Source organism: Streptomyces roseirectus (assembly GCF_014489635.1).
GTDB lineage: Bacteria > Actinomycetota > Actinomycetes > Streptomycetales > Streptomycetaceae > Streptomyces > Streptomyces roseirectus.
In genome coordinates, this window is record NZ_CP060828.1 from 4,466,601 (window position 1) to 4,485,395 (window position 18,795).

The following is an 18,795-nucleotide window of genomic DNA, read 5'->3' on the forward strand; positions in this document are numbered from 1 at the left end:
GAAGCGTACGTTCTGAACCATGACGACCGCCATCGAGGTCTCCGGACTGCACAAGTCCTTCGGCCTCACCCATGCCCTGGACGGATTAGACCTGAGGGTGGAGACCGGCGAGGTACACGGTTTCCTCGGCCCCAACGGCGCCGGAAAGTCCACCGCCATCCGAGTCCTGCTCGGCCTGCTGCGCGCCGACTCCGGCACCGCCCGCCTGCTCGGTGGCGACCCGTGGCACGACGCGGTCGAACTCCACCGCCGCATCGCGTACGTCCCCGGCGACGTCACCCTCTGGCGCGACCTCTCCGGCGGCGAGGTCATCGACCTGTACGGCAGACTGCGCGGCGGACGGCTCGACGCGCGCCGACGCGCCGACCTGATCGACCGCTTCGAGCTGGACCCGACGAAGAAGGGCCGCACCTACTCGAAGGGCAACCGGCAGAAGGTCGCACTGGTCGCCGCGTTCGCCGCGGACGTCGACCTGCTGATCCTCGACGAGCCTACGTCCGGACTCGACCCCCTGATGGAGGAGGTCTTCCAGCGCTGCGTGCGCGAGGAGCGCGAGCGCGGCCGCACCGTGCTGCTCTCCTCCCACATCCTCAGCGAGGTCGAGGAGTTGTGCGACCGCGTCAGCATCGTCCGGCAGGGACGGACCGTCGAGAGCGGGTCACTGGCCGACCTGCGCCACCTCACCCGCACCAGCGTCAGCGCCGAACTCGCCGGTCCCGTCAACGGGTTGGGCGGCCTGCCCGGCGTCCATGACCTGGACGTGCAGGGCAACCGGGTCCGTCTCCAGGTCGAGACGGAACAACTCGGCTCCGTGCTCAAGGCGTTGAGCGAGTCGGGGGTGCGGTCGCTGACGTCGGCCCCGCCCACGCTGGAGGAGATGTTCCTGCGGCACTACGAGGACGCGCGATGACAACTCTCGCCGGAACAGGGGTACTTCTACGGTTCGCGCTCCGCCGTGACCGGCTGATGATCCCGGTGTGGGTGGCGGTCAGCGCGCTGATGGTCCTGTCGATGCCGGGCACGCTGAAGAGCCTGTACGCCACGCGGGCCGAACGAGCCGATCTGCTGGCGCAGTTGGAGACCAACTCCTCCTTCCGCTCCCTCATCGGACCGCTCTTCGGGGACTCCCTGGGCGCGCTCACCGCCTGGCGCGTCGGCGTCTTCGTGGGGGCGCTCGCCGCCACGACCGCGCTGCTGGTCGTCGTGCGGCACACCCGCGAGGAAGAGGAGACGGGCCGTCAGGAACTCGTCTCCGCCGGGATGGTGGGCCGCCGGGCGGCCCTCACGTCGGCGCTGCTCGCCTCGGGTGTCGCAAGCGGTGCGCTCGGGCTGCTGGTCGCGGGCGGGCTCGCGGGGCAGGGCGTCTCCGGCGCGCTGGCCTTCGGACTCGGGCTCGCGGGCGTCGGGGCGGTGTTCGCGACGCTCGCAGCCGTCGTCGTCCAGCTCACCGAAAGTGCCCGTCTGGCGCGGGGGTTGACGGCCTCGGTGCTCGGTCTGGCGTATGTGCTGCGGGCCGCCGGGGATGCCGCCACGCATGACGGTTCGTCAGTTCTGACGTGGGTCTCGCCGTTGGGGTGGCTGGAGAATCTGCGGCCGTTCGCCGGTGAACGGTGGTGGGTGCTCGGGCTGTTCGCGGGGGCCGCCGCCGTGCAGGGGGTGCTGGCGTACGTGCTCGCCGGGAGGCGGGACGTCGGGATGAGCTTTCTGCCGGCCCGGCCCGGTCCCGCCGTCGGGAAGCTCGGCACCGCCGGGGCGCTGGCCTGGCGGTTGCAGCGGGGCGGCGTGTTCGGGTGGGGGCTCGGATTCCTGCTCGCCGGCGTGGTGTTCGGCGGGCTGACCGACGGGGTCGCCGATCTCGTCGGGGACAACGAGCGGACGCGGGAGATCTTCGAGCGGATGGGCGGGCAGTCGGGGCTGACCGACGCCTTCCTCGCCTCGATGATCGGGATCATGGGCCTCGTCGCCGCGCTGTACGTCGTCTCGTCGGTGCTGCGGCTGCACGCCGAGGAGACGTCCGGGCGGGCGGAACCGGTGCTCGCGAGCGCGGTCGGCCGGGTGCGGTGGGCCGCCGGGCATCTGCTGATCGCCTTCGGCGGGGCGGTGTTCATCATGCTGCTCGCGGGGGTGGGGTTCGCCGTCGGGTACGGGCAGCGGCCCGGGGCGATTCTGGCGGCCTGTCTCGTGCAGGTCGTGGGGGTGTGGGTGATCGGCGGGGTGGCGGTGCTGCTGGCGGGGGCCGTTCCCCGGTTCGCGATGGCGAGTTGGGGTGTCGCCGGTGCGGCACTGCTCGTCGGGTGGGTGGGGCCGGCGCTCGACGTGCCTCAACTCGTGCTGGATCTCTCGCCGTTCGGGCATCTGCCCAAGTTGCCCGGTGGATCGATGACTTGGGGGCCTGTCGGGCTGCTCCTGCTGCTTGCCGGGGTGTTGGTGGCCGGTGGGCTACTGGGGCTGCGGCGACGGGACTTGAGCACCTGACGCCGGGTGCGCGCCGACAGGAACCGTGTCCGCCGCGTTCACGTCGTTGCCCTTATGAAGGGCAACGGGCGGGACGCGGCGGGGTGTTTGCTGGCCGTCGGCGGCGCGGGGGCGGGGCTCGCGCTGTGGTCGGTCGACGTCCGCCGACGCTTCTACCGGTTCGAGGACTTCGCCGACTGGAGTGTCCTGTACGCCGAGCTGCCGTTGGCCGTCCTGGGCGGGACGGCGGGTGGACTGCTGGTGTGGGCAACGGTGTTGGGGCTCAGGAGGCGTTGGCGGGGCAAGGGTGGCTGAGCGGGAGCGCGTTGAAGCGGGGGCGCGTTGGCGGGGGCGCGTTGGCGGGGGCGGCCGAGCGCGCCGAGAGCCTTGGGCGGTGACGTCGGCAAGGCTCATCAGCAAGCGTGCCCCGGGGCGGTGGCCGGGCGCCGCGCGTCTCAGATCTCGACGTCCAACCCTTCCAACCCCCTGATGACAAAGGCCGGTTTGCGGCGTGGCTCGCGTGCGAGGCGCAGGGTGGGTGCCTTCTCCAGGAGGGCCGTCAGGGAGGCCGCCAGCTCGATGCGTGCCAGCGGGGCGCCGATGCAGTAGTGGATCCCGGCGCTGAAGGAGATGTGCGGGTTGTCGGTGCGCCGCAGGTCGAGCCGGTCGGGGGCGTCGAAGACGGCGGGGTCGTGGTTCGCGGATCCGAAGAGCAGGGCGACTTCGGCACCCCGGGGGACGGTGACGCCGTCGATCTCGATGTCGTCCAGCACCCAGCGCTCGAAGAGCTGGAGCGGGGTGTCGTACCGCATCAACTCCTCGACCGCGCCGGGGACATGGGAGTGGTCGGCGCGCAGGGCGGCGAGCTGGTCCGGGTGGTGGAAGAGCGCGTTCCAGCCGTTCACCGTGGCGTTGACGGTCGCCTCGTGTCCGGCGTTGAGGAGCAGGACGGCGGTGGAGATCATCTCCTGCTCGGTGAGCCGGTCGCCCTCGTCGTGGGCGGCGATGAGTCCCGAAATCAGGTCGTCGCCGGGCTCGTTGCGCCGGACCGCGATCAACTCCCGCAGATACTCGGAGAATTCGACGGAGGCCCGCACCGCTTCCCGCGCCGTCTCCTCGGACGGGTTCAGCTCGTACATCCCGCAGATGGCCGCCGACCAGGGCCGCAGCGGCGCCCGGTCCCCCTCGGGGATGCCCAGCATCTCGGCGATGACGGCGACGGGCAGCGGCTCGGCGATGTCGGTGAGCAGATCGCCGCCGCCCTTCTCGACGAGCTGGTCGACCAACTCCCCGGCGAGCCGCGTGACATACGGCCTGAGCCGGTCAACCGTGCGCGGGGTGAAGGCTTTTGAGACGAGGCGCCGGATGCGGGTGTGGTCCGGCGGTTCGAGGTCCAGCATGCCGTGGTCGTTGAGCGTGTGGAACGGCTCGTGCTCGGCAGGCGGCGGGGTGCGTCCAAAGTCGTCGTGCTCGTACCGGTGCAGATAGGTCCGCCCGAGCCGCCGGTCCCGCAGCAGCGCCGAGACGTCCGCGTGGTGGGGCACGAGCCACTGGTTCGTGGGCTCGTAGTGGATCACCCGCCCCCGCTCACGCAGTTCGGCGTACGCGGGGTACGGGTCGGCGAGGAACGCCGGGTCCCAGGGGTCGAAGGCTGCCATGGCGGGACGCTAGCCCGGAAAACGGCCGCTGACCAGGGGGGTCTCGCCGACGCGGTCATCGCTTCCGGCGACACCGGGTCGGCCGGGATCATGTCCCGCATGACCGAACCCACCCGCCGGGGCCTCCTGACCGCCTTCGCCGCAAGCGCCGCGACCGCCGTGGCCGTCCCCCTCGTCGGCTCAACCGCCGTGCCCGTCAAGGCCGTTGGCGCGTCGGAGTCCGTGCCGCCCGGCCTGGCCTCGCCACGCTCCTCCGTGACCTTCGCCGCGCTCGACGCCTCCTACTTCACGCCGGTGACCTTCGGGGCCGCGCTCACCGCGACCGAGCTGCCCGGGACGCCGGAGCGGACCGAGGTGTCGGCCGGCGGGAGACGCGTGGCGGTACTGACGCGGGGCGCGCGGACGGTCGTCCTCAAGGGGCCGCGTCGGACGTTCCTGGAGAACAAGAGACCGTTCGCCGACGTCTTCCAGCGGACGCTGCCGGATCTGACGCTGCCGGAGGCGAGCAGGTCGTACTGGGGTACCTCCCCCGGAGGGGGTAGCTGGTCTACGACCGGTCCCGTGGACGCGGACTTCTCGGTGACGCCGGGACTGGGACTCGTAGCTCTCACGACCGACTACGCCAGCCGCCACGCCACCCTGCGCGACGGCGAGGTGGCCGACGTCGACGTCCGGGCCACGGCCCGCTTCGACAAGGTGCCGACCGGGCAGGCGTGTTCGTACGCGCTCTCCTTCGGCTACCAGGACACGCACAACCACTACCGGGCCCGGCTCTCCTTCCTCACCACGGGAGCGGTCCAGCTGCGCGTCGAGAAGGAGGTCGCGGACACGGTCACCGCGCTGGCTCCCGCGATGGACCTCGCTACGGGTGTCCCGGCGCGCACGGACTGGACGATCCGGGTACGACGTGAGAGTGACCGCATACGGGTGAAGGCGTGGCGCACGGCGTCCCCGGAGCCGTCCGCGTGGGCGGTGGACGTGACGGACTCGGCGTTCACGAAGGGGCGCGTCGGTCTGCGGGCCCTCGCCAACGAGGGCTGCGCGAACCTGCCCGTGACCCTCCAGGTCTCCCGTTTCCAGGTGGACGCGGCGAGCTGGGCCGCGCCCCCGTCCGTCACTCACGACGACTGGGTGCGGCTGCTCCCCTCGCCGTACGACGGCGTCTGGACGCCGGAACTGGAGCGTGTCGTCCGGGAGTCGATCGGTTCCCTGGCACCGGACGCGCTCGCGTACGCGGCGATGTTCCTCGGTGGGGCTCCTGCCGTGACGGCGGGGGCGGGGCAGGCGGCGGGGAAGCAGGTGCTGGGCGAGGCGGGGTACGGGTACTTGGATGACCGGGGGTACCGGTACGAGGGCGCGGACTTCCACGAGTACATGGGTACGGGCTGGACGTTCGAGGACGGGGCGTACACGGGTCCGTCCCCGCGGCAGACCGGCAACCTCGACTGCTCCGGCTACACGCGCATGGTCTACGGGTATCACCTAGGGGTTCCGCTGGCGGCGTCCGCCGATACCTCAGGACTACGCCTCCCCCGCACGTCCCGCGACATGGCCGACCACTCCCCCGGCGTCCGCGTCGCCCGCACCGACGGCGCGGCCCCTCCCTCCGCGGAGTTGCTCCAACCGGGCGACCTCGTCCTCTTCAACGCCGACTCCGGCGACGACACGACCAGCGCGACCGTCGACCACGTCGGCATCTACCTCGGCCTCGACGCCGACGACCGGCGCCGGTTCGTCTCCAGCCGCAAGACGGTCAACGGGCCGACGATGTCCGACCTGGGCGGGGCGTCGCTGCTGGACGGGACGGGGACGTATGCGCGGACGCTGCATACGGTTCATCGCATCTGAGGTGCGGGGCACGGGAGTTCAGGGCGCGAACTGTTCGGGGAGCAGACGATCAGGGCGAGGTGAAGATAGGCGGGGCGCTCCAGATAGAAGCCGAGTGCGATGTCGTTTCCGGCTCGGAGTCGCGCGGCGGCGGAGTCGACCAGCGCGTGCTGTTGCGCGGCAGTTCGGTGCCGGTCCGAAGCGAACCGAGGTGCGTACTCGGTCAGTTGGCGAGCGAGCCAGGCAGTGATCTCCTCGGGGTCGGTCCAGGTGCCCTGGACCACGGACTTCGGCTTGAGGAGCCAGTGGGCGGGTTCGATGGGCGGGAGGTCGGACGTGGGAAACTCGGCGGCGACTTCTCGGTATCGGTGCAGGAGGCGTTGTCCGGCGAGGTCGTTCGGCAAGGGGGTGGGCGGTGGTTCGGGGTGCGGGGGCCGTCGGAGGGCTTCGTCGTCGAAACGGTCTTTGGAGCCGGTCCACAAGTAGCCGTGATAGTGCATGAGTTGATCCCGTCGAGGGGGTCCGGGCTCGCGAGGGGCCCGGACCCCGTTCAGGTCAGACGCCGATCCCGAAGCGGGCCGGGTCGATGCCGGCCGCGTCGAGTTCGGCGGTCGTGAAGCGCAGGGGCCGCGCGTCGGGGCGCTTGCTGTCGGCCAGGGCCCAGGCGTCGGTGCCGATGCGGGCGAGGGTGACACAGCCCTCGGAGCAGGGGCCGCCGCACGCCTTCACGAAAGAGGCCGCGCTGATGTCAAGTGCGTAGAGATCGGTTCCGTCCAGCATCGTCGTACACCTTCCAGCTCGACTGGGACACGGCCACTGATCGGGCCGCCGCCGTCCAAATGCCGTGCACTGGACGGGAGTTGAGGGGAGCGGAAGGGGACGGAGGACGTCGGCCTCAGTGCGCCTCGGCGAGGTGCCTGCGCAGCAGGACGTTCGCGTCCGTCACAGCGCTGTAGTCATGCGTCGACCGCGCGTTCCGTCTCGCTGTCACGAAGGACAGGCATTCGGAGCAGCCGGGAACGGGGGACGGCTCGGGCAGCGGGTAGTTCTGTGGTTCGTACGACATTTTCTCCCCTTGGAATCTGCGGTGCCCCAAGGTTAGGCAATGACGAGAGCGAAACAGACCTTATTTCCGTTCCGGAATAAAGATCACCGGTAAGCGTCCGACCATTCCCGAAGGAGATTCCTCGCCTCGTCGCCGAATCGCGCATGGCGTTCGAATTCGGAGAACACGGCCAGGTGTTCGGAAATGTCCCGCGCGTCCCGGAAAACCATTCGGCCGGTGAAGTTCTCGACGGTGACGAGGCGTTCGTCGTAGACCGTGAAGGTGTTCATGGGGCCCCGGGGCATGAGCGTCCCGATCGGGATGACTCCCATGCGAATGTTCGGAAGGCGGGACAGGGAGGCCAGGTGGTCGATCTGGACTGTCATGGCCGGTGCCGGAATGATCGACCAGCGGGCAGCTTGTTCGGTCAGGAGGAAGGTGAACTGCTTGGATGTGTCGTAGAGGACTGCCTGGCGTTCCAGCTTTTTCGCCACCGTCCTCGACACATCACCTGACACATGACTCAGGCTCGCCTTAATCAAATCAGGTGTCGCAAGCAGCCCTGTAATCATCGCGGGCAGGAAATACCTGAGTTCTCTTGACTCGGACTCCAGAGAGGCCAGTTCGACCTGCCGCTTCTCGATACCCCGGCGCCAAGAGGATCGTTTGTCCTGCCACTCGGTGTTCGCGACGCGCGCGAGGGCCATGACCTCCGCGACGTCTTCGGGCGAAGCATCGAGGGCCCTGAGGATGCGCTCGGCATCTACGAGCGTCGGCGCCTTCTTCCCGGTTTCGAACTTGCTGATCTGGCTCTGGGACATGTTGCAACGCCGAGCGAGCCGGTCCCCAGTGAGGCCGGCTCGCTTGCGCAACTCTCGGAGCTTTCCCGCCAGGTCGCTTCTCGACGGGCCCAGTTCCTCGGGTTCAAGGGTCACTCAAGATCTTTCACGTACTCGGCGAACGGAACCGCATGCTCCAGGGCGATCTGCTGCCACTCCAGATAGGGCGCGATATCACCCTCGAACAACTCCCGGTTGATCTGCGTACCGTCCGGGCGGTAGTTCAGGTGGACAATCCGCGTTTCGTCGAACATCCACCAGTCGGTGCCGGAGAGGGGAAGTCCGTAGTCGTTCTGCGTCACATCCAGGACACGCATGTCCTCGCCCGCCTGGATGTTTCCGGGAATTCCCCAGGAAAACTGGTAGCGCTGATAGTCCGTGAGTGGCTGGCGCACGATCCGGACCCGCCCGATGGTACGCCCGGACTCAATGAACCCTCGGACCCGCCCGTGCCAACGCTCGTTGTGCCCCTCCGGCTCCGGCTCCCCCCGAAGAAAACGAGCGAAGCTTTCCGCCTCGTTCGGCATGGTGTAGGTGGGCTGCGCCTCGAACCGCCACGCCGTACGCTCGTAGGAGTCGAAAAACCTCCGCCAGTCTTCACCATCCAAGAACACGTACAGCCTCCCTGAGTACCGATTCCGGAATCTCCACGAGAACCTCGCCAGCAGGCGGCTGAAAGGCAGCAGAGACGTTCCCCTGGACAACGATGGAGCCGCTGGCCGTGCGGTACACGTTCGGACAATCGTCTTCGTTGCAGTCGGGTCCACCGGGTTCCCCGGTGAGTCGCGTCAGTTCACTGCGAGCCATCGCACCCCCAGTCTCGTCGGCTCCGCTGGGGAGCCACTGCCGAGTCACGTTACGCAGGTTCGGAACCCCTGGTCCACGCCGACTCCGGAATATTCCCGAGCTGGCATAAACAGTCTGTCAACCCCGTTTCGGTGCGCCTGAGTTGAGGGCCGACACGAAGGCGGAGAAGGAAGCCGCCGGGAAGGAGAGGGTGGCACGGGCCGGGAGTTTGGAGTCGCGTACGGCTACACGGAGGGGGAGTTCGGCTATCTCGACGCAGGTGTCGCCCGCCCCTCCGTCGGAGTACGTGGACTTGCGCCAGTGCAGGACCGGGTTCATGGTGCCTCTACAGTTCTTTCGCCAACCGATGGATGAAGTCGCGCGACGCCGTGGGGTCCAGCGACGCCTTCTCCACCCTACGGATCAGTGCCCGCACCTGCTCCAGTTGGGCTTCGGCATCAAGGAACGCGACGCCTGTCGGGGAGTCCCGCAGCACGGTGTCCAATCGAGGCACCGCGCCTCCCGCGTACATCATCGAGGCGCCCGATCCGGCGAAGCCGTCCTGATCGGTCGGGATGACTCGCACAGTGACGTGTCCCTTCTCAACTCGGTCAAGAATCTCCTGGAGTTGGGAACGCATGGCCTTCCGGTCGGAGACTCGGAGACGCAACGCGACTTCGTGGATGATCGCCTCGTACGGTGTCGGGGCGTCCCCCTCGATGACGACCCTCCGGCGCATCCGATGCTCCACCCACATGGCCGCCTCGTCCTCGGGGAGCCCAGGGTTCATGTACTCGAACACCGCTCGGGCATAGTCCGGCGTCTGAAGGAGGCCCGGGATGCGGGTGATCACGATCTCGCGCAGGAACGTCGCATGGTGCTCGACCTCGGCGGTGTCCAGGAACACCGGCAGCAGCACCCCCCGGTACTCCTCCCACCAACCCTTCGTGCGGTCGGTCGCCATCGCCGTGAGCGCATCGATCAACGCCTCGTCGGTACATGCGTAGAAGGCCGCCAGCCGGCGCACCCTCTCCTCGCTGATGGCCGCGATACCCAACTCCACCTGGCTCATCTGCGCCGAAGTCGAGTTCAGGAACGCGACCGCATCCCGCGCTTTCAGCCCTGCGGCCTCGCGCAACCTGCGCAGTTCCGTCCCCAGACGCATCTGACGCGCGGTGGGATTACTCCTGGGCGGCATGCGAACTCCCGTCCTCAACACCCTGACCGGTGTGCCCCTTTCGGGTGTCAGGTTACGACAATCGCTTGCGACGGCATTAATTACTGCCATACCGTCAGTGACGCGGAACAAGTCCCCCGCACCCGGGGACCGGAAGCGCACCGCTCCGCCCTGCCATGACGGACGCGGCACTGCCACCCTCCCCCAACCACCCCTCCACGAACTGGAGTTCCCCCATGCCCGAAACCCCCGGCTCCCTCACCCTCCCCCCGGACGACAAGACCTGGGAGTACGCCGTCGACATCCCCAACGACCTCCGCGCCGTCTCCATCTGCCGCCGCACCCTGCGCATGACCCTCACCCTCTACGGCCTCATCCACCTCGTCGACACCGCCGAACTCCTCGCCACGGAACTCCTCGCCAACGCCCTCCGCCACACCAATGGCCCCGCCACCCTCAGGATCTGCCGGGACGCGGGCGCACTGCGGATCGGAGCGTGGGACACCGACCCCGAACCCCCCGATTTCACAAGGGAGTTCGGCGAGCTGACGGAGCATGGACGAGGGCTTGCGCTGGTCCGGTACTGCGCGGACGTGTGGGGGTGGAAGCCGCTGACACGGCAGGGGCATCGGGGGAAGTACGTGTGGTGCGAGCTGGGGACGGCGTAGAGAGCCCACCCCCGTGCTGGCCGCCCCGCCCCACTGGGCCGGACCGTGATCCGCCGGCCGCTATCCCGGCACCACCAGCCTCGTCTCGTACGCGAACACCGCCGCCTGTGTCCGGTCCCGCAGCCCCAGCTTCACCAGGACCCGGCTGACGTGTGTCTTCACCGTCGACTCCGCGACCACCAGGTGCTCGGCCATCTCCGCGTTGGACAGGCCCTGCGCGATCAGCACCAGCACCTCCGTCTCCCGCTCCGTCAGCTCCCCGTAGGCCGCCTGGGCGCTCTGCGGGACCCGGGGTCTCTCGCTGTCGGCGAGCCGGGAGAACTCGGTGATCAGCCGCTTCGTCACCGAGGGCGCGAGCAGTGCCTCCCCGGACGCCACCACCCGTACCCCGTCCGCCAGTTGCCGGGCCGAGGCGTCCTTCAGCAGGAACCCCGAGGCGCCCGCCCGCAGCGCCTGGTACACGTACTCGTCCAGGTCGAACGTCGTCAGCACCAGCACCTTCGCGGACCCGTCCGCCGCCACGATCTCCCGCGTCGCCTCGATCCCGTTGAGCCGCGGCATCCGGATGTCCATCAGGACGACGTCCGGCGCCAGTTCGCGGACCTTCTCCACCGCCTCCCGCCCGTCGACCGCCTCGCCGACCACCTCGATGTCCGGCATCGCGTTGAGCAGGACCGAGAAGCCCTCGCGCACCATCATCTGGTCGTCCGCCACCAGCACCCTGATCGTCATGCCCGTCTCCCCGCTCGTCCCGCGCTCAGTCGCTGTCCCGGCCCGCGACCGGCAGGAACACCGCCACCTCGTAGCCGCCGTCGTCCGTGGCGCCCGTCGTCATCTCGCCGTTCAGCATCACCACCCGCTCCCGCATCCCCGCCAGCCCGTGCCCCTCGCCCGGCTGCACCTTCGTCAGGGACGGGTGCGTCCCCGGACCGTTCACCACCCGCACGCCGAGGCCCCCGAGCACGTACCCGAGTTCCACCGTCGCCCTCGCCCCCGGCGCGTGCCGCAGCGTGTTGCTCAGGGCCTCCTGCACGATCCGGTACGCCGACAGCTCCACCCCCTGGGGCAGCTCCCGCACCGCTCCCGTCGTCACCTTCTCCACTGTCAGGCCGGCCTCCCGGACGTTGGCCAGCAGGGCGTCCAGGTCCGCCAGCGTCGGCTGCGGGGCCTCCGGCACCTCGTAGTCCTCGGCGCGGACCACGCCCAGCACCCGGCGCAGCTCGGTGAGGGCCGCCACCGCGTTCTCCCTGATCGTCTCGAACGCCTTCGCCAGCTCCGGCGGGGTGTTCTCCACCCGGTAGGGGGCTGCCTCCGCCTGGATGGCCACCACCGACATGTGGTGCGCCACCACGTCGTGCAACTCCCGCGCGATCGTGGTGCGTTCCTCCAGCAGCGTCCGCCGGGAGCGCTCGTGCTCGGTCACCGTCTGCTGCGCCGTGACCTCCCGCTCCGCCTGCCTGCGGGTGTGCCAGATCGTGACGGCGAGCAGGACGAACGCGGAGAGCACCAGCATGAGGCCCGTGTCCGTGCCGTACCCCTCGTGGGTCCAGCTGAAGAACGTCTCGAAGACGAAGCCGTACGCCGCCGTGAGCAGCCACATCCAGGCCGCCGTCCTGGGCCGGGTGCGGACCGCCACGACCGTCAGCACCAGCAGGTGGGAGACGAAGGAGCTCGCCTCCCAGGGCCACAGCCGGTACGACGTGCCGGCCACCGCGACGACCGACGTCGAGGCGAGGGAGAGCCAGAACGCGCCCGCCGGGCGGACCAGCGTGAGCAGCACCGGCGCCAGGACCAGCAGCCCGCACAGCAGGTTCAGGGAGCCGCCCCGAGCGTCCGTCCACGCGTTCGCCATCGCTATGAGGCCGCCCGCCACGACCAGGCCGTGCCACGCCCAGGCCGCGTGTTCCCGCCTGCGGCCCTTCAGCCGGCGCAGGAGCGGGCTGTCGTCGCCCAGTCTGGGCAGGGGGCGGTAGGCGAAGGCGTCGTCGATGAGGTCCTTGCGCAGTCCGCGCAGGGCGTCCAGCGCCGCCCTGGCCTCCGGGCTGCGGGGCTGGTGGGCCCCGTCCGCCGAAGTGCCGTACGCGTTCTGCGGATCCGTGTGCTGCGTCCGTGTGGTCTGCGTCGTCTCGGTCACGTTCACCACCGTAGGGCGGGGTCTTGATCGCCGTCGTCACCACTGAGAGGGGTTCCGCCGGGTCCGTCTCAAGTACTACGGGATCCCCCGATACCTGCCCGGTCCCGGCGTTCGGCGTCGGCCGCCGCTCAGCGGGCCGCCGGGCGCACGAGTCCCACTTCGTACGCGAACACCGCTGCCTGGGTCCGGTCCCGCAGCCCCAGTTTGATCAGGATCCGGCCCACATGGGTCTTCACCGTCTGCTCGGCCACGCACAGGTGGCGGGCGATCTCCGCGTTGGACAGGCCCTGCGCGATCAGCGACAGCACCTCCGTCTCCCGTTCGGTGAGTTCGTCGAGGCGTGCCCTCTCGGGGGCGCGCGGGCTGCCGTTGATGCGGGAGAACTCGGTGATCAGCTTGCGGGTGATGCCGGGCGCGAGCAGCGCGTCGCCCGCCGCGATCACCCGAACCGCCTCGGCGAGCTGGTCGGCGGAGGCGTCCTTGAGGAGGAACCCGGAGGCGCCGGCGCGCAGCGCCTCGTACACGTACTCGTCGAGGTCGAAGGTAGTCAGCACCAGCACCTTCAGGTCGGGCCGCGAGGCGGTGATCCTGCGGGTCGCCTCGATGCCGTTGAGTTCGGGCATCCGGATGTCCATCAGGACGACGTCCGGGGCCAGTTCCTCCACCTTCGCGACCGCGTCGAGGCCGTCGACCGCCTGGCCGATCACCTCGATCCCGGGGTGCGTGTTGAGCAGGACGGTGAAGCCCTGCCGGACCATCTGCTGGTCGTCCGCGATGAGGACGCGGATCGTCGTGTCGTTCGTCTTGCCGTTCGTCATGTCTTCTCGTCTCCTGTCGCGTCGTGCGGGGGTCCCGGCGGGCGCGGGTCGTCGTCGCCCTGCCCGTTCCTCGCGGGAGCCCCTGGTAGTTCCAGCCTGAACAGTGAGCTTTCGGACGGGCCTGTCGTGATCGTCAGTCCGTCCAGGACCGTCTCGTCGGCCTCGGGCACGTCCACGCGGACGCCGTCCCTCGGCAGGAACGCCGAGACGACGTAGCCGCCGTGCAGGTTCGGGTGGGCCACGAGGTGGCCGCCGAGCATCGCGGCGCGCTCGCGCATCCCCAGCAGTCCGTGCCCCGCGCCGGGGGACGGGTCGGCCGGGCGGCTCGGGCGGGAGTTGGTGACGCTCACCAGCACGCCCTCCCGCTGGTGCCCGATCTCCACGGTCACGCCTGCTCCCGGCGCGTGCCGCAGCACGTTGCTCAGCGCCTCCTGCACTATTCGGTACGCCGAGAGCTGGACGCCCGGCGGGTACGGCGGCGTCGGCGGCTCGCCCGTCACCACCTTGACGACGTCGAGCCCCGCCGCGCGCGTGTTGTCCAGCAGCCCGTCCAGCCGGTCCAGGGTGGGCTGCGGGGCGTCCGGCGCGGTGCCCGTCGCCACGCCGAGCCCGTACGGGCCGTCGGTGTCCTCGGGGCTCTCCGACCGCAGCACCCCGAGCACCCGGCGCAGTTCGGCCAGCGCCTCCAGCGCGTTCTGCCGGATGCCCGCCAGGTTCTCCTTCAGCTCCTCCGGCGGATCCGCCACCAGGTGCGGGGCCACCTGCGCCTGGATCGAGATCACCGACATGTGGTGCGCGACCACGTCGTGCAACTCCCGCGCGATCCTGCTGCGCTCTTCGAGCAGCGTGCGCCGTGCGCGCTCCTCCGCCGTGATGCCGGTCTGTTCGAGGAGCTGGCTGCGGGCCTCGCGCCGGCCGCGCATGGCCGCGCCCAGGAGGACGGCGCCCAGGAACACCGCGACGGCCACGGGACCGCTCGGCACATAGCGCGAGCCGCCGATCACGCCCTCCACGATCCAGGTGGCCAGCGCGGTCAGTGCCAGCGCCTGTGCCGAGACCCGCGCGGGGACGCGCAGGGCGAGCAGGAAGAGGACCAGCGCGTGGACGACCAGACCGGGAACGCCCCAGGGCCAGTAGACGCCCGCGCTCAGCGCCGCCAAGTCCGGGAATCCGGCCGGGCTTTCGGGCATCAGCAGCCGGCTGCGCGCCCCCAGGGCCGCCACTCCCGTCGTCACCAGCGACAGCCACCAGCCGTGCAGCGGCCACCACAGCGCCACGACCAGCGCCACGCCCTGCGCGAGCGCGCACACCAGGCCGAACTCGACGCCCAGCCGATAGCGGGTGTCGAACTGGTCCACGTTCGCCAGCGTCGCCACGATCGCCGCCAGGCACACCAGGCCGTGCGGCAGCCAGCGCAGCCATACCGACGGCGGCAGCGGCGCCGGGCGGGTCGGCCACAGGTCCTGCCCGAGCCCCCTCAGTGCCCGGACCGGCCACGCGCCGGCCCCGGTCGTCCACAGTGCGCGGCGTGCCCGCCCCTCGCCCGGCGTCCCGCGCAGTACGCGCTCCACCTGCTTCTCCAACCCCGTCACCCGCATCACCCTATGCACCGCCGATCCCCTTCCGAGCAGATGTTTCCGGGCACGGAAGCCCCTGCTTCCGGCCTGTTCGCAGGTACACGGACGTCCGTGTCACCGCTGGTGGCTCACGGTCGGGACGCGGCGGCCGGTTGACGGCACGCCCCGCCCTCGGGGCCCCCTTCGTCCGTACGACCCGTGAGCCGTCCCCGCGCCGGCCCGGCCGGTTCTCCCAGCCGTGGAACGCCGCCCAGCACACCGCGAGCGCCAGCGCGAACGCCGGGAGCCACAGCAGGCGGTGGGGGACCCAGGCCAGGGTGTCGGGGCGGGTGTGGAGGCCGGGCAGGTGGCCGGCGGGGAGCGCCAGGGCCGTCGTCGCCATCAGGGCCGTCTGGTGCCAGAGGAACACCGTCATCGCCGAGAGGTTGAGCAGGGCCACCGCCGCCCACGTGCGCGGCCGGCGCATCGCCCGCCGCAGCCGGCCGCGCAGCAGCAGGGCCAGTCCGCACTGGGCCAGCCCGAAGGCGACCGCCGCGAGCGTCGGCGGGTTCAGGTTGGAGACGTCCTGGCCGGGCACCCCCACCATCGACGCCGGGTAGCCGCCCCAACGCACCAGCACCGCCGTCACCACCGCCCCGCCGGCCAGCAGGACCCACCCCGCGCGCGGCCGCTCCAGTTCGCCCCGCGTCCAGGCGGCGCCCAGTGTGTACGGCACGGCCCAGCCCGCCGCCAGGTTCACCCAGCCCAGCCAGGCCGGGCCGCCGAGTCCGAAGCGGACCAGGTCCACGTGGAGCACCACCACCAGCGGCCACAGCGGGTTGAGCCGCGCCAGCAGCGGCGTCGCCGCCGTCAGCACCGCGAAGACCAGGAGGAACCACAGCGGGGAGAGCGCCAGTTTCACGACCGTGTGCACCGTCACGAGCGACGCGCCGCCCAGCAGCAGGCAGACCGCCAGCACCGCCCACACCCCGACCAGCGCGGCCACCGGCAGGAACAGCCGCGCCAGCCGGGCCCGCAGCCAGGGGACGTAGACGCCCCGCCGGTACCCGTACGCGCCGCCTCGCGGGCCCGCGCCACCGCCGTGCGTGTGCCCCGCGCCGGCGGTCCGCCCTTCTCCGCCGGCGTCCCGCGCCCTCTCCCGCGCCGACGCGTAACTGCGCGTCGCCACATGCCCGCCCACCATGAAGAACACCGCAAGCGTCTGGAACGTCCACGACACGGGCGCCAGCCACGGCATCGACGCCAGCGGGCTGGACGCGCGCAGGGTGTGGCCGTCGGCGACCAGAGCGGTGACGAGCCAGTGGCCGAGGACGACGCCGACGATGGCCAGCGCGCGCAGGGCGTCCACCGCGCGGTCGCGGTGCGGGGGCGTGGCGGCGTCGATGCGGGCGGCCGTCCGGCCGAGCCAGGTTCCGCGCGGATCACGTGTGTCAGGCACCGGTGACCTCCGTCGGTTCGCCGAGGACGATCCGGGCGAGGTTGGCCAGCGAGACCGAGCCCGGGGTGAAGTAGTCGCTGTGGCCGCCGTCTCCGGCGGCGAAGACGTGGGCGCCGTAGGCGGCGGAGACCGGGTCCGTGCCGAAGCCGATCGTCGTGCCGAACAGGTCCACGCTGACGTGCGGGACGTCCGCCACCCAGTCGTCCGTGCCACGCGCCGCCCATACGCGGGCGCTGGTGTGCAGGCCGGCCGCCGTGTCCGCGCCGGTGCCGGGGCTGCCGAGGAGGACCAGTTCGTCGGCGTCCAGGCCGGAGGCCGCTCGGGCGCACACCAGCGTGCCGTAGGAGTGGCACAGGAGGCTGAGCCCGGTGTCCGGGCCGGTGAGGGCGCGCAGTCCGGCGACGAAGGCACGCAGTTCGGGCGCCGCCTCGTCCGCCCGGCCGGTGGTCAGGACCGTCGTGCTGATCGTGGCCGGTGTCGTGTAGCCGAGCCAGGCGACCACCGCCACGCCCGTGCCGGGCGGGGCCTCGCGGGTGAGCCTGCGGTACAGGGCGTCGGCGCCCGCGTGGAAGCGGCCGTAGGTGTCCAGCGTGGTGTCGGAGCCGGGGACCAGGACGGCGATCCGGTGTGCGTGGGCGAGGTCGCCGAGCACTTCCGTGGCCCGGCCCTCGCCCCGGCCGTCGAAGTGGAGGAGCTGCTTGTCGGAGGCGGCCAGGGTCCGGTCGGCCTCGGCCCGGTGCCGGTCGCCGCCGTCGCGGGCCATCTCGGACGCCCGCTCGGCGTTGGCCCGGTTGACCGCGTACGTCTTCTGCAGTGTCGCGGCCGTCAGCGGTGCCTGTGCCGCCGGGGCGGGGGCGGGGATGTCGGGGCGGGCCGCCGCGCTGAGGGGGACGGCCACCGAGGCGACGACCAGGACCGCGAGGAGGGCGCGGAGCCGCCGCCCCGCTCCTCCCCGCGTCTTCTCCGCATCGCCGAACCGCATCGCCGTGTCCCTCCCCGTCCTGTTCGCCCGGTTGTCGGGCCTCACAGGATGGGAAGTTACGGATCGGCGATCGTGGTCCGCGTCCCGCCGGAGAGCTGTTCTCCCACGTAGCTCTCAGGTATTACGGGTATGACGGGGGTCCCGTTTACGGGTATGACGGGGTCCGGGATTTGGCGGGGGCCCGGACCGAGGACGGCGGCCCCGGCCAAGGAAGGCGCGCCTCGGTCAGGGGAAACGCACCCCGGCACTCACCCCATCTCATCAACTCCCAGTATCACCAGGCGAGTTGCGCGATCTCCTCGACCACCACCGCGCACGCGTCCGCCACCGGGTCGATCAGCGGAAAGTGCCCCACGTCCTCCAGCAGGGTCACCCCCACCATCTCCCCCGCCTTCGCCGCCGCGTCCGCGTAGGCGTCGGCGACCGCCATCGGCACGACCTCGTCCGTCCGCCCCTGCACCAGCGTCGTCGCGATCCCCGTCGGCAGCAGCAGCGCCGGGTCGGCGTACGGCCGCCGTTCGGCGAACTTCCCTTCACCACCCAGGAGTTGGGCGGACGCGCCACCGCACACGCCAAGCTTCTCGGCGACCTCGAAATCGGCGATCGGCGCGAGCGCGACGACGCCCCGCAGGTCCGCGGGGCGGGCCGTGCGCCAGGGCGCGTCCGCCGGGAGGACGTGCCGGGCCGCCGCCCACAGCGCGAGGTGGCCGCCGGCGGAGTGGCCGGTGAGGACCGTGCGGCGCGGGTCGGCCATCGGCAGGGCGTCGCGGACGAGGCCGGGGAGCGCGTCGAGCGCGGCGGCGACGTCGTCGAAGGTGTCCGGCCAGCGTCCCGCGACCGGCGTCGCACCCTCGCCGTCACCTGCCGGAGCGTTTCCGCCGGGGCCTTCGCCGGTCAACTCCCCGCGCCGGTACTCGACGTTGGCGACGGCGAAGCCCCGCCGGGCGAGGAAGTCCGCGAACGGCGTCACGTGCTGGCGGTCGTACCGCGCGCGCCAGGCGCCACCGTGCAGCACGACGACCAGCGGCGCGAGGACCCCCGTACCCCCCGTACCTCTGGGGACGTAGAAGTCGATCACCTGGTCGGGGTGGTCGCCGTAGGCGGTGGTGGTGTCGGGGGCGACGGGCGCGTGTGAGAAGGCAGACTGCTCCTCGGCGGCGGTCCGGGCTGCGGCGACGTCGTCCGGCATGCTCCAACCTCTCAGCAACGAAATGGAATTGACGACCAGGCGGGTGAGGACGGCTGCGAATCCGTCCGCTGGCGGGGACGGTATCAGGCCCGTGACGTGCGCGGACACGTGGATGTAACGCTGGGTGAGGGGTAAACGGTTCTGCCCGGATATGACACCCCCTCGCCTCGCACCGAACGTACCGAGGGGCGCACCACGCGTAT

At 70.9% G+C, this 18,795-nt stretch carries 21 protein-coding genes; 5 read left to right on the forward strand and 16 right to left on the reverse strand.

Translation table 11 applies throughout. From position 1 onward, the window contains the following. Positions 1-19: 19 nt before the first annotated feature. The 3 genes from IAG44_RS18405 to IAG44_RS18415 are packed head-to-tail and all read left to right on the forward strand — an operon-like array spanning position 20 to position 2,769. Positions 20-910, forward strand: a complete 891-nt coding sequence (locus IAG44_RS18405; RefSeq protein ID WP_187748190.1) for an ABC transporter ATP-binding protein — start codon at positions 20-22, stop codon at positions 908-910. Then, a complete protein-coding gene (locus tag IAG44_RS18410; RefSeq protein WP_187748191.1) occupies positions 907-2,475 on the forward strand; it encodes an ABC transporter permease in 1,569 nt (522 codons plus the stop codon). Before IAG44_RS18405 ends, IAG44_RS18410 begins: the two co-directional genes overlap by 4 nt. Before the next feature lie 54 nt (positions 2,476-2,529). Further along, a complete protein-coding gene (locus tag IAG44_RS18415; protein WP_187748192.1) occupies positions 2,530-2,769 on the forward strand; it encodes a hypothetical protein in 240 nt (79 codons plus the stop codon). Between the two features lie 140 nt (positions 2,770-2,909). Here the strand turns inward: IAG44_RS18415 and IAG44_RS18420 are convergent, their stop codons facing one another. Next, positions 2,910-4,112 carry a cytochrome P450 gene (locus IAG44_RS18420; RefSeq protein WP_187748193.1) on the reverse strand — a complete coding sequence of 401 codons (1,203 nt, stop codon included), beginning with the start codon at positions 4,110-4,112 and terminating at the stop codon, positions 2,910-2,912. Between the two features lie 99 nt (positions 4,113-4,211). Between IAG44_RS18420 and IAG44_RS18425 the strand changes: the two genes are divergently transcribed. Then, on the forward strand, positions 4,212-5,960 hold the full coding sequence (locus IAG44_RS18425) for a C40 family peptidase (protein ID WP_187748194.1): 1,749 nt from the start codon (positions 4,212-4,214) through the stop codon (positions 5,958-5,960). Here IAG44_RS18425 and IAG44_RS18430 read toward each other — a convergent pair. From IAG44_RS18430 to IAG44_RS18460, 8 genes are all read right to left on the reverse strand, one after another. Then, positions 5,948-6,439, reverse strand: coding sequence for a hypothetical protein (locus IAG44_RS18430; protein WP_187748195.1), 492 nt, complete (start codon positions 6,437-6,439; stop codon positions 5,948-5,950). The two genes, IAG44_RS18425 and IAG44_RS18430, sit on opposite strands and share 13 nt — an antisense overlap. A gap of 55 nt (positions 6,440-6,494) precedes the next feature. Continuing rightward, a complete protein-coding gene (locus tag IAG44_RS18435; protein ID WP_187748196.1) occupies positions 6,495-6,719 on the reverse strand; it encodes a DUF397 domain-containing protein in 225 nt (74 codons plus the stop codon). Between the two features lie 115 nt (positions 6,720-6,834). Further along, positions 6,835-7,005, reverse strand: a complete 171-nt coding sequence (locus IAG44_RS18440) for a hypothetical protein (protein ID WP_187748197.1) — start codon at positions 7,003-7,005, stop codon at positions 6,835-6,837. 83 nt (positions 7,006-7,088) lie between these two features. Further along, positions 7,089-7,919 carry a helix-turn-helix domain-containing protein gene (locus tag IAG44_RS18445; protein WP_187748198.1) on the reverse strand — a complete coding sequence of 277 codons (831 nt, stop codon included), beginning with the start codon at positions 7,917-7,919 and terminating at the stop codon, positions 7,089-7,091. Next, entirely contained in the window at positions 7,916-8,437 is a 522-nt protein-coding gene (locus IAG44_RS18450) for a DUF6879 family protein (protein ID WP_187748199.1), read from the reverse strand. The genes IAG44_RS18445 and IAG44_RS18450 overlap by 4 nt, the downstream gene beginning before the upstream one ends. After that, on the reverse strand, positions 8,421-8,630 hold the full coding sequence (locus tag IAG44_RS43570) for a hypothetical protein (RefSeq protein ID WP_246561836.1): 210 nt from the start codon (positions 8,628-8,630) through the stop codon (positions 8,421-8,423). Before IAG44_RS43570 ends, IAG44_RS18450 begins: the two co-directional genes overlap by 17 nt. A 117-nt stretch (positions 8,631-8,747) precedes the next feature. Continuing rightward, on the reverse strand, positions 8,748-8,948 hold the full coding sequence (locus IAG44_RS18455; RefSeq protein ID WP_187748200.1) for a DUF397 domain-containing protein: 201 nt from the start codon (positions 8,946-8,948) through the stop codon (positions 8,748-8,750). A gap of 7 nt (positions 8,949-8,955) precedes the next feature. Continuing rightward, positions 8,956-9,807 (reverse strand): helix-turn-helix domain-containing protein, encoded by an 852-nt coding sequence (locus IAG44_RS18460; protein ID WP_187748201.1) that lies wholly within the window; start codon positions 9,805-9,807, stop codon positions 8,956-8,958. Positions 9,808-10,022: 215 nt separating this feature from the next. Between IAG44_RS18460 and IAG44_RS18465 the strand changes: the two genes are divergently transcribed. Continuing rightward, positions 10,023-10,454: an ATP-binding protein gene (locus IAG44_RS18465; protein WP_187748202.1), complete on the forward strand. Its 432-nt coding sequence runs from the start codon at positions 10,023-10,025 to the stop codon at positions 10,452-10,454. A 60-nt stretch (positions 10,455-10,514) separates the two neighbouring features. Here the strand turns inward: IAG44_RS18465 and IAG44_RS18470 are convergent, their stop codons facing one another. The 7 genes from IAG44_RS18470 to IAG44_RS18500 form a co-directional block, all read right to left on the reverse strand. Next, positions 10,515-11,186, reverse strand: coding sequence for a response regulator (locus IAG44_RS18470; protein ID WP_187748203.1), 672 nt, complete (start codon positions 11,184-11,186; stop codon positions 10,515-10,517). 25 nt (positions 11,187-11,211) lie between these two features. Beyond that, positions 11,212-12,588 (reverse strand): sensor histidine kinase, encoded by a 1,377-nt coding sequence (locus IAG44_RS18475; RefSeq protein ID WP_187748204.1) that lies wholly within the window; start codon positions 12,586-12,588, stop codon positions 11,212-11,214. 128 nt (positions 12,589-12,716) lie between these two features. Further along, the gene (locus tag IAG44_RS18480) at positions 12,717-13,406 is read right to left on the reverse strand and encodes a response regulator (protein ID WP_187748205.1); all 690 of its coding nucleotides are present in this window, start codon (positions 13,404-13,406) and stop codon (positions 12,717-12,719) included. Then, a complete protein-coding gene (locus tag IAG44_RS18485; protein WP_187752750.1) occupies positions 13,403-15,004 on the reverse strand; it encodes a sensor histidine kinase in 1,602 nt (533 codons plus the stop codon). The genes IAG44_RS18480 and IAG44_RS18485 overlap by 4 nt, the downstream gene beginning before the upstream one ends. A 4-nt stretch (positions 15,005-15,008) precedes the next feature. Next, positions 15,009-16,421: an acyltransferase family protein gene (locus IAG44_RS18490; protein ID WP_187748206.1), complete on the reverse strand. Its 1,413-nt coding sequence runs from the start codon at positions 16,419-16,421 to the stop codon at positions 15,009-15,011. Beyond that, positions 16,414-17,403 (reverse strand): alpha/beta hydrolase, encoded by a 990-nt coding sequence (locus IAG44_RS18495; protein WP_187748207.1) that lies wholly within the window; start codon positions 17,401-17,403, stop codon positions 16,414-16,416. Before IAG44_RS18495 ends, IAG44_RS18490 begins: the two co-directional genes overlap by 8 nt. 274 nt (positions 17,404-17,677) lie before the next feature. Then, complete coding sequence (locus IAG44_RS18500; protein WP_187748208.1) at positions 17,678-18,592, reverse strand: alpha/beta hydrolase; 915 nt, start codon at positions 18,590-18,592, stop codon at positions 17,678-17,680. Positions 18,593-18,795 lie beyond the last annotated feature (203 nt).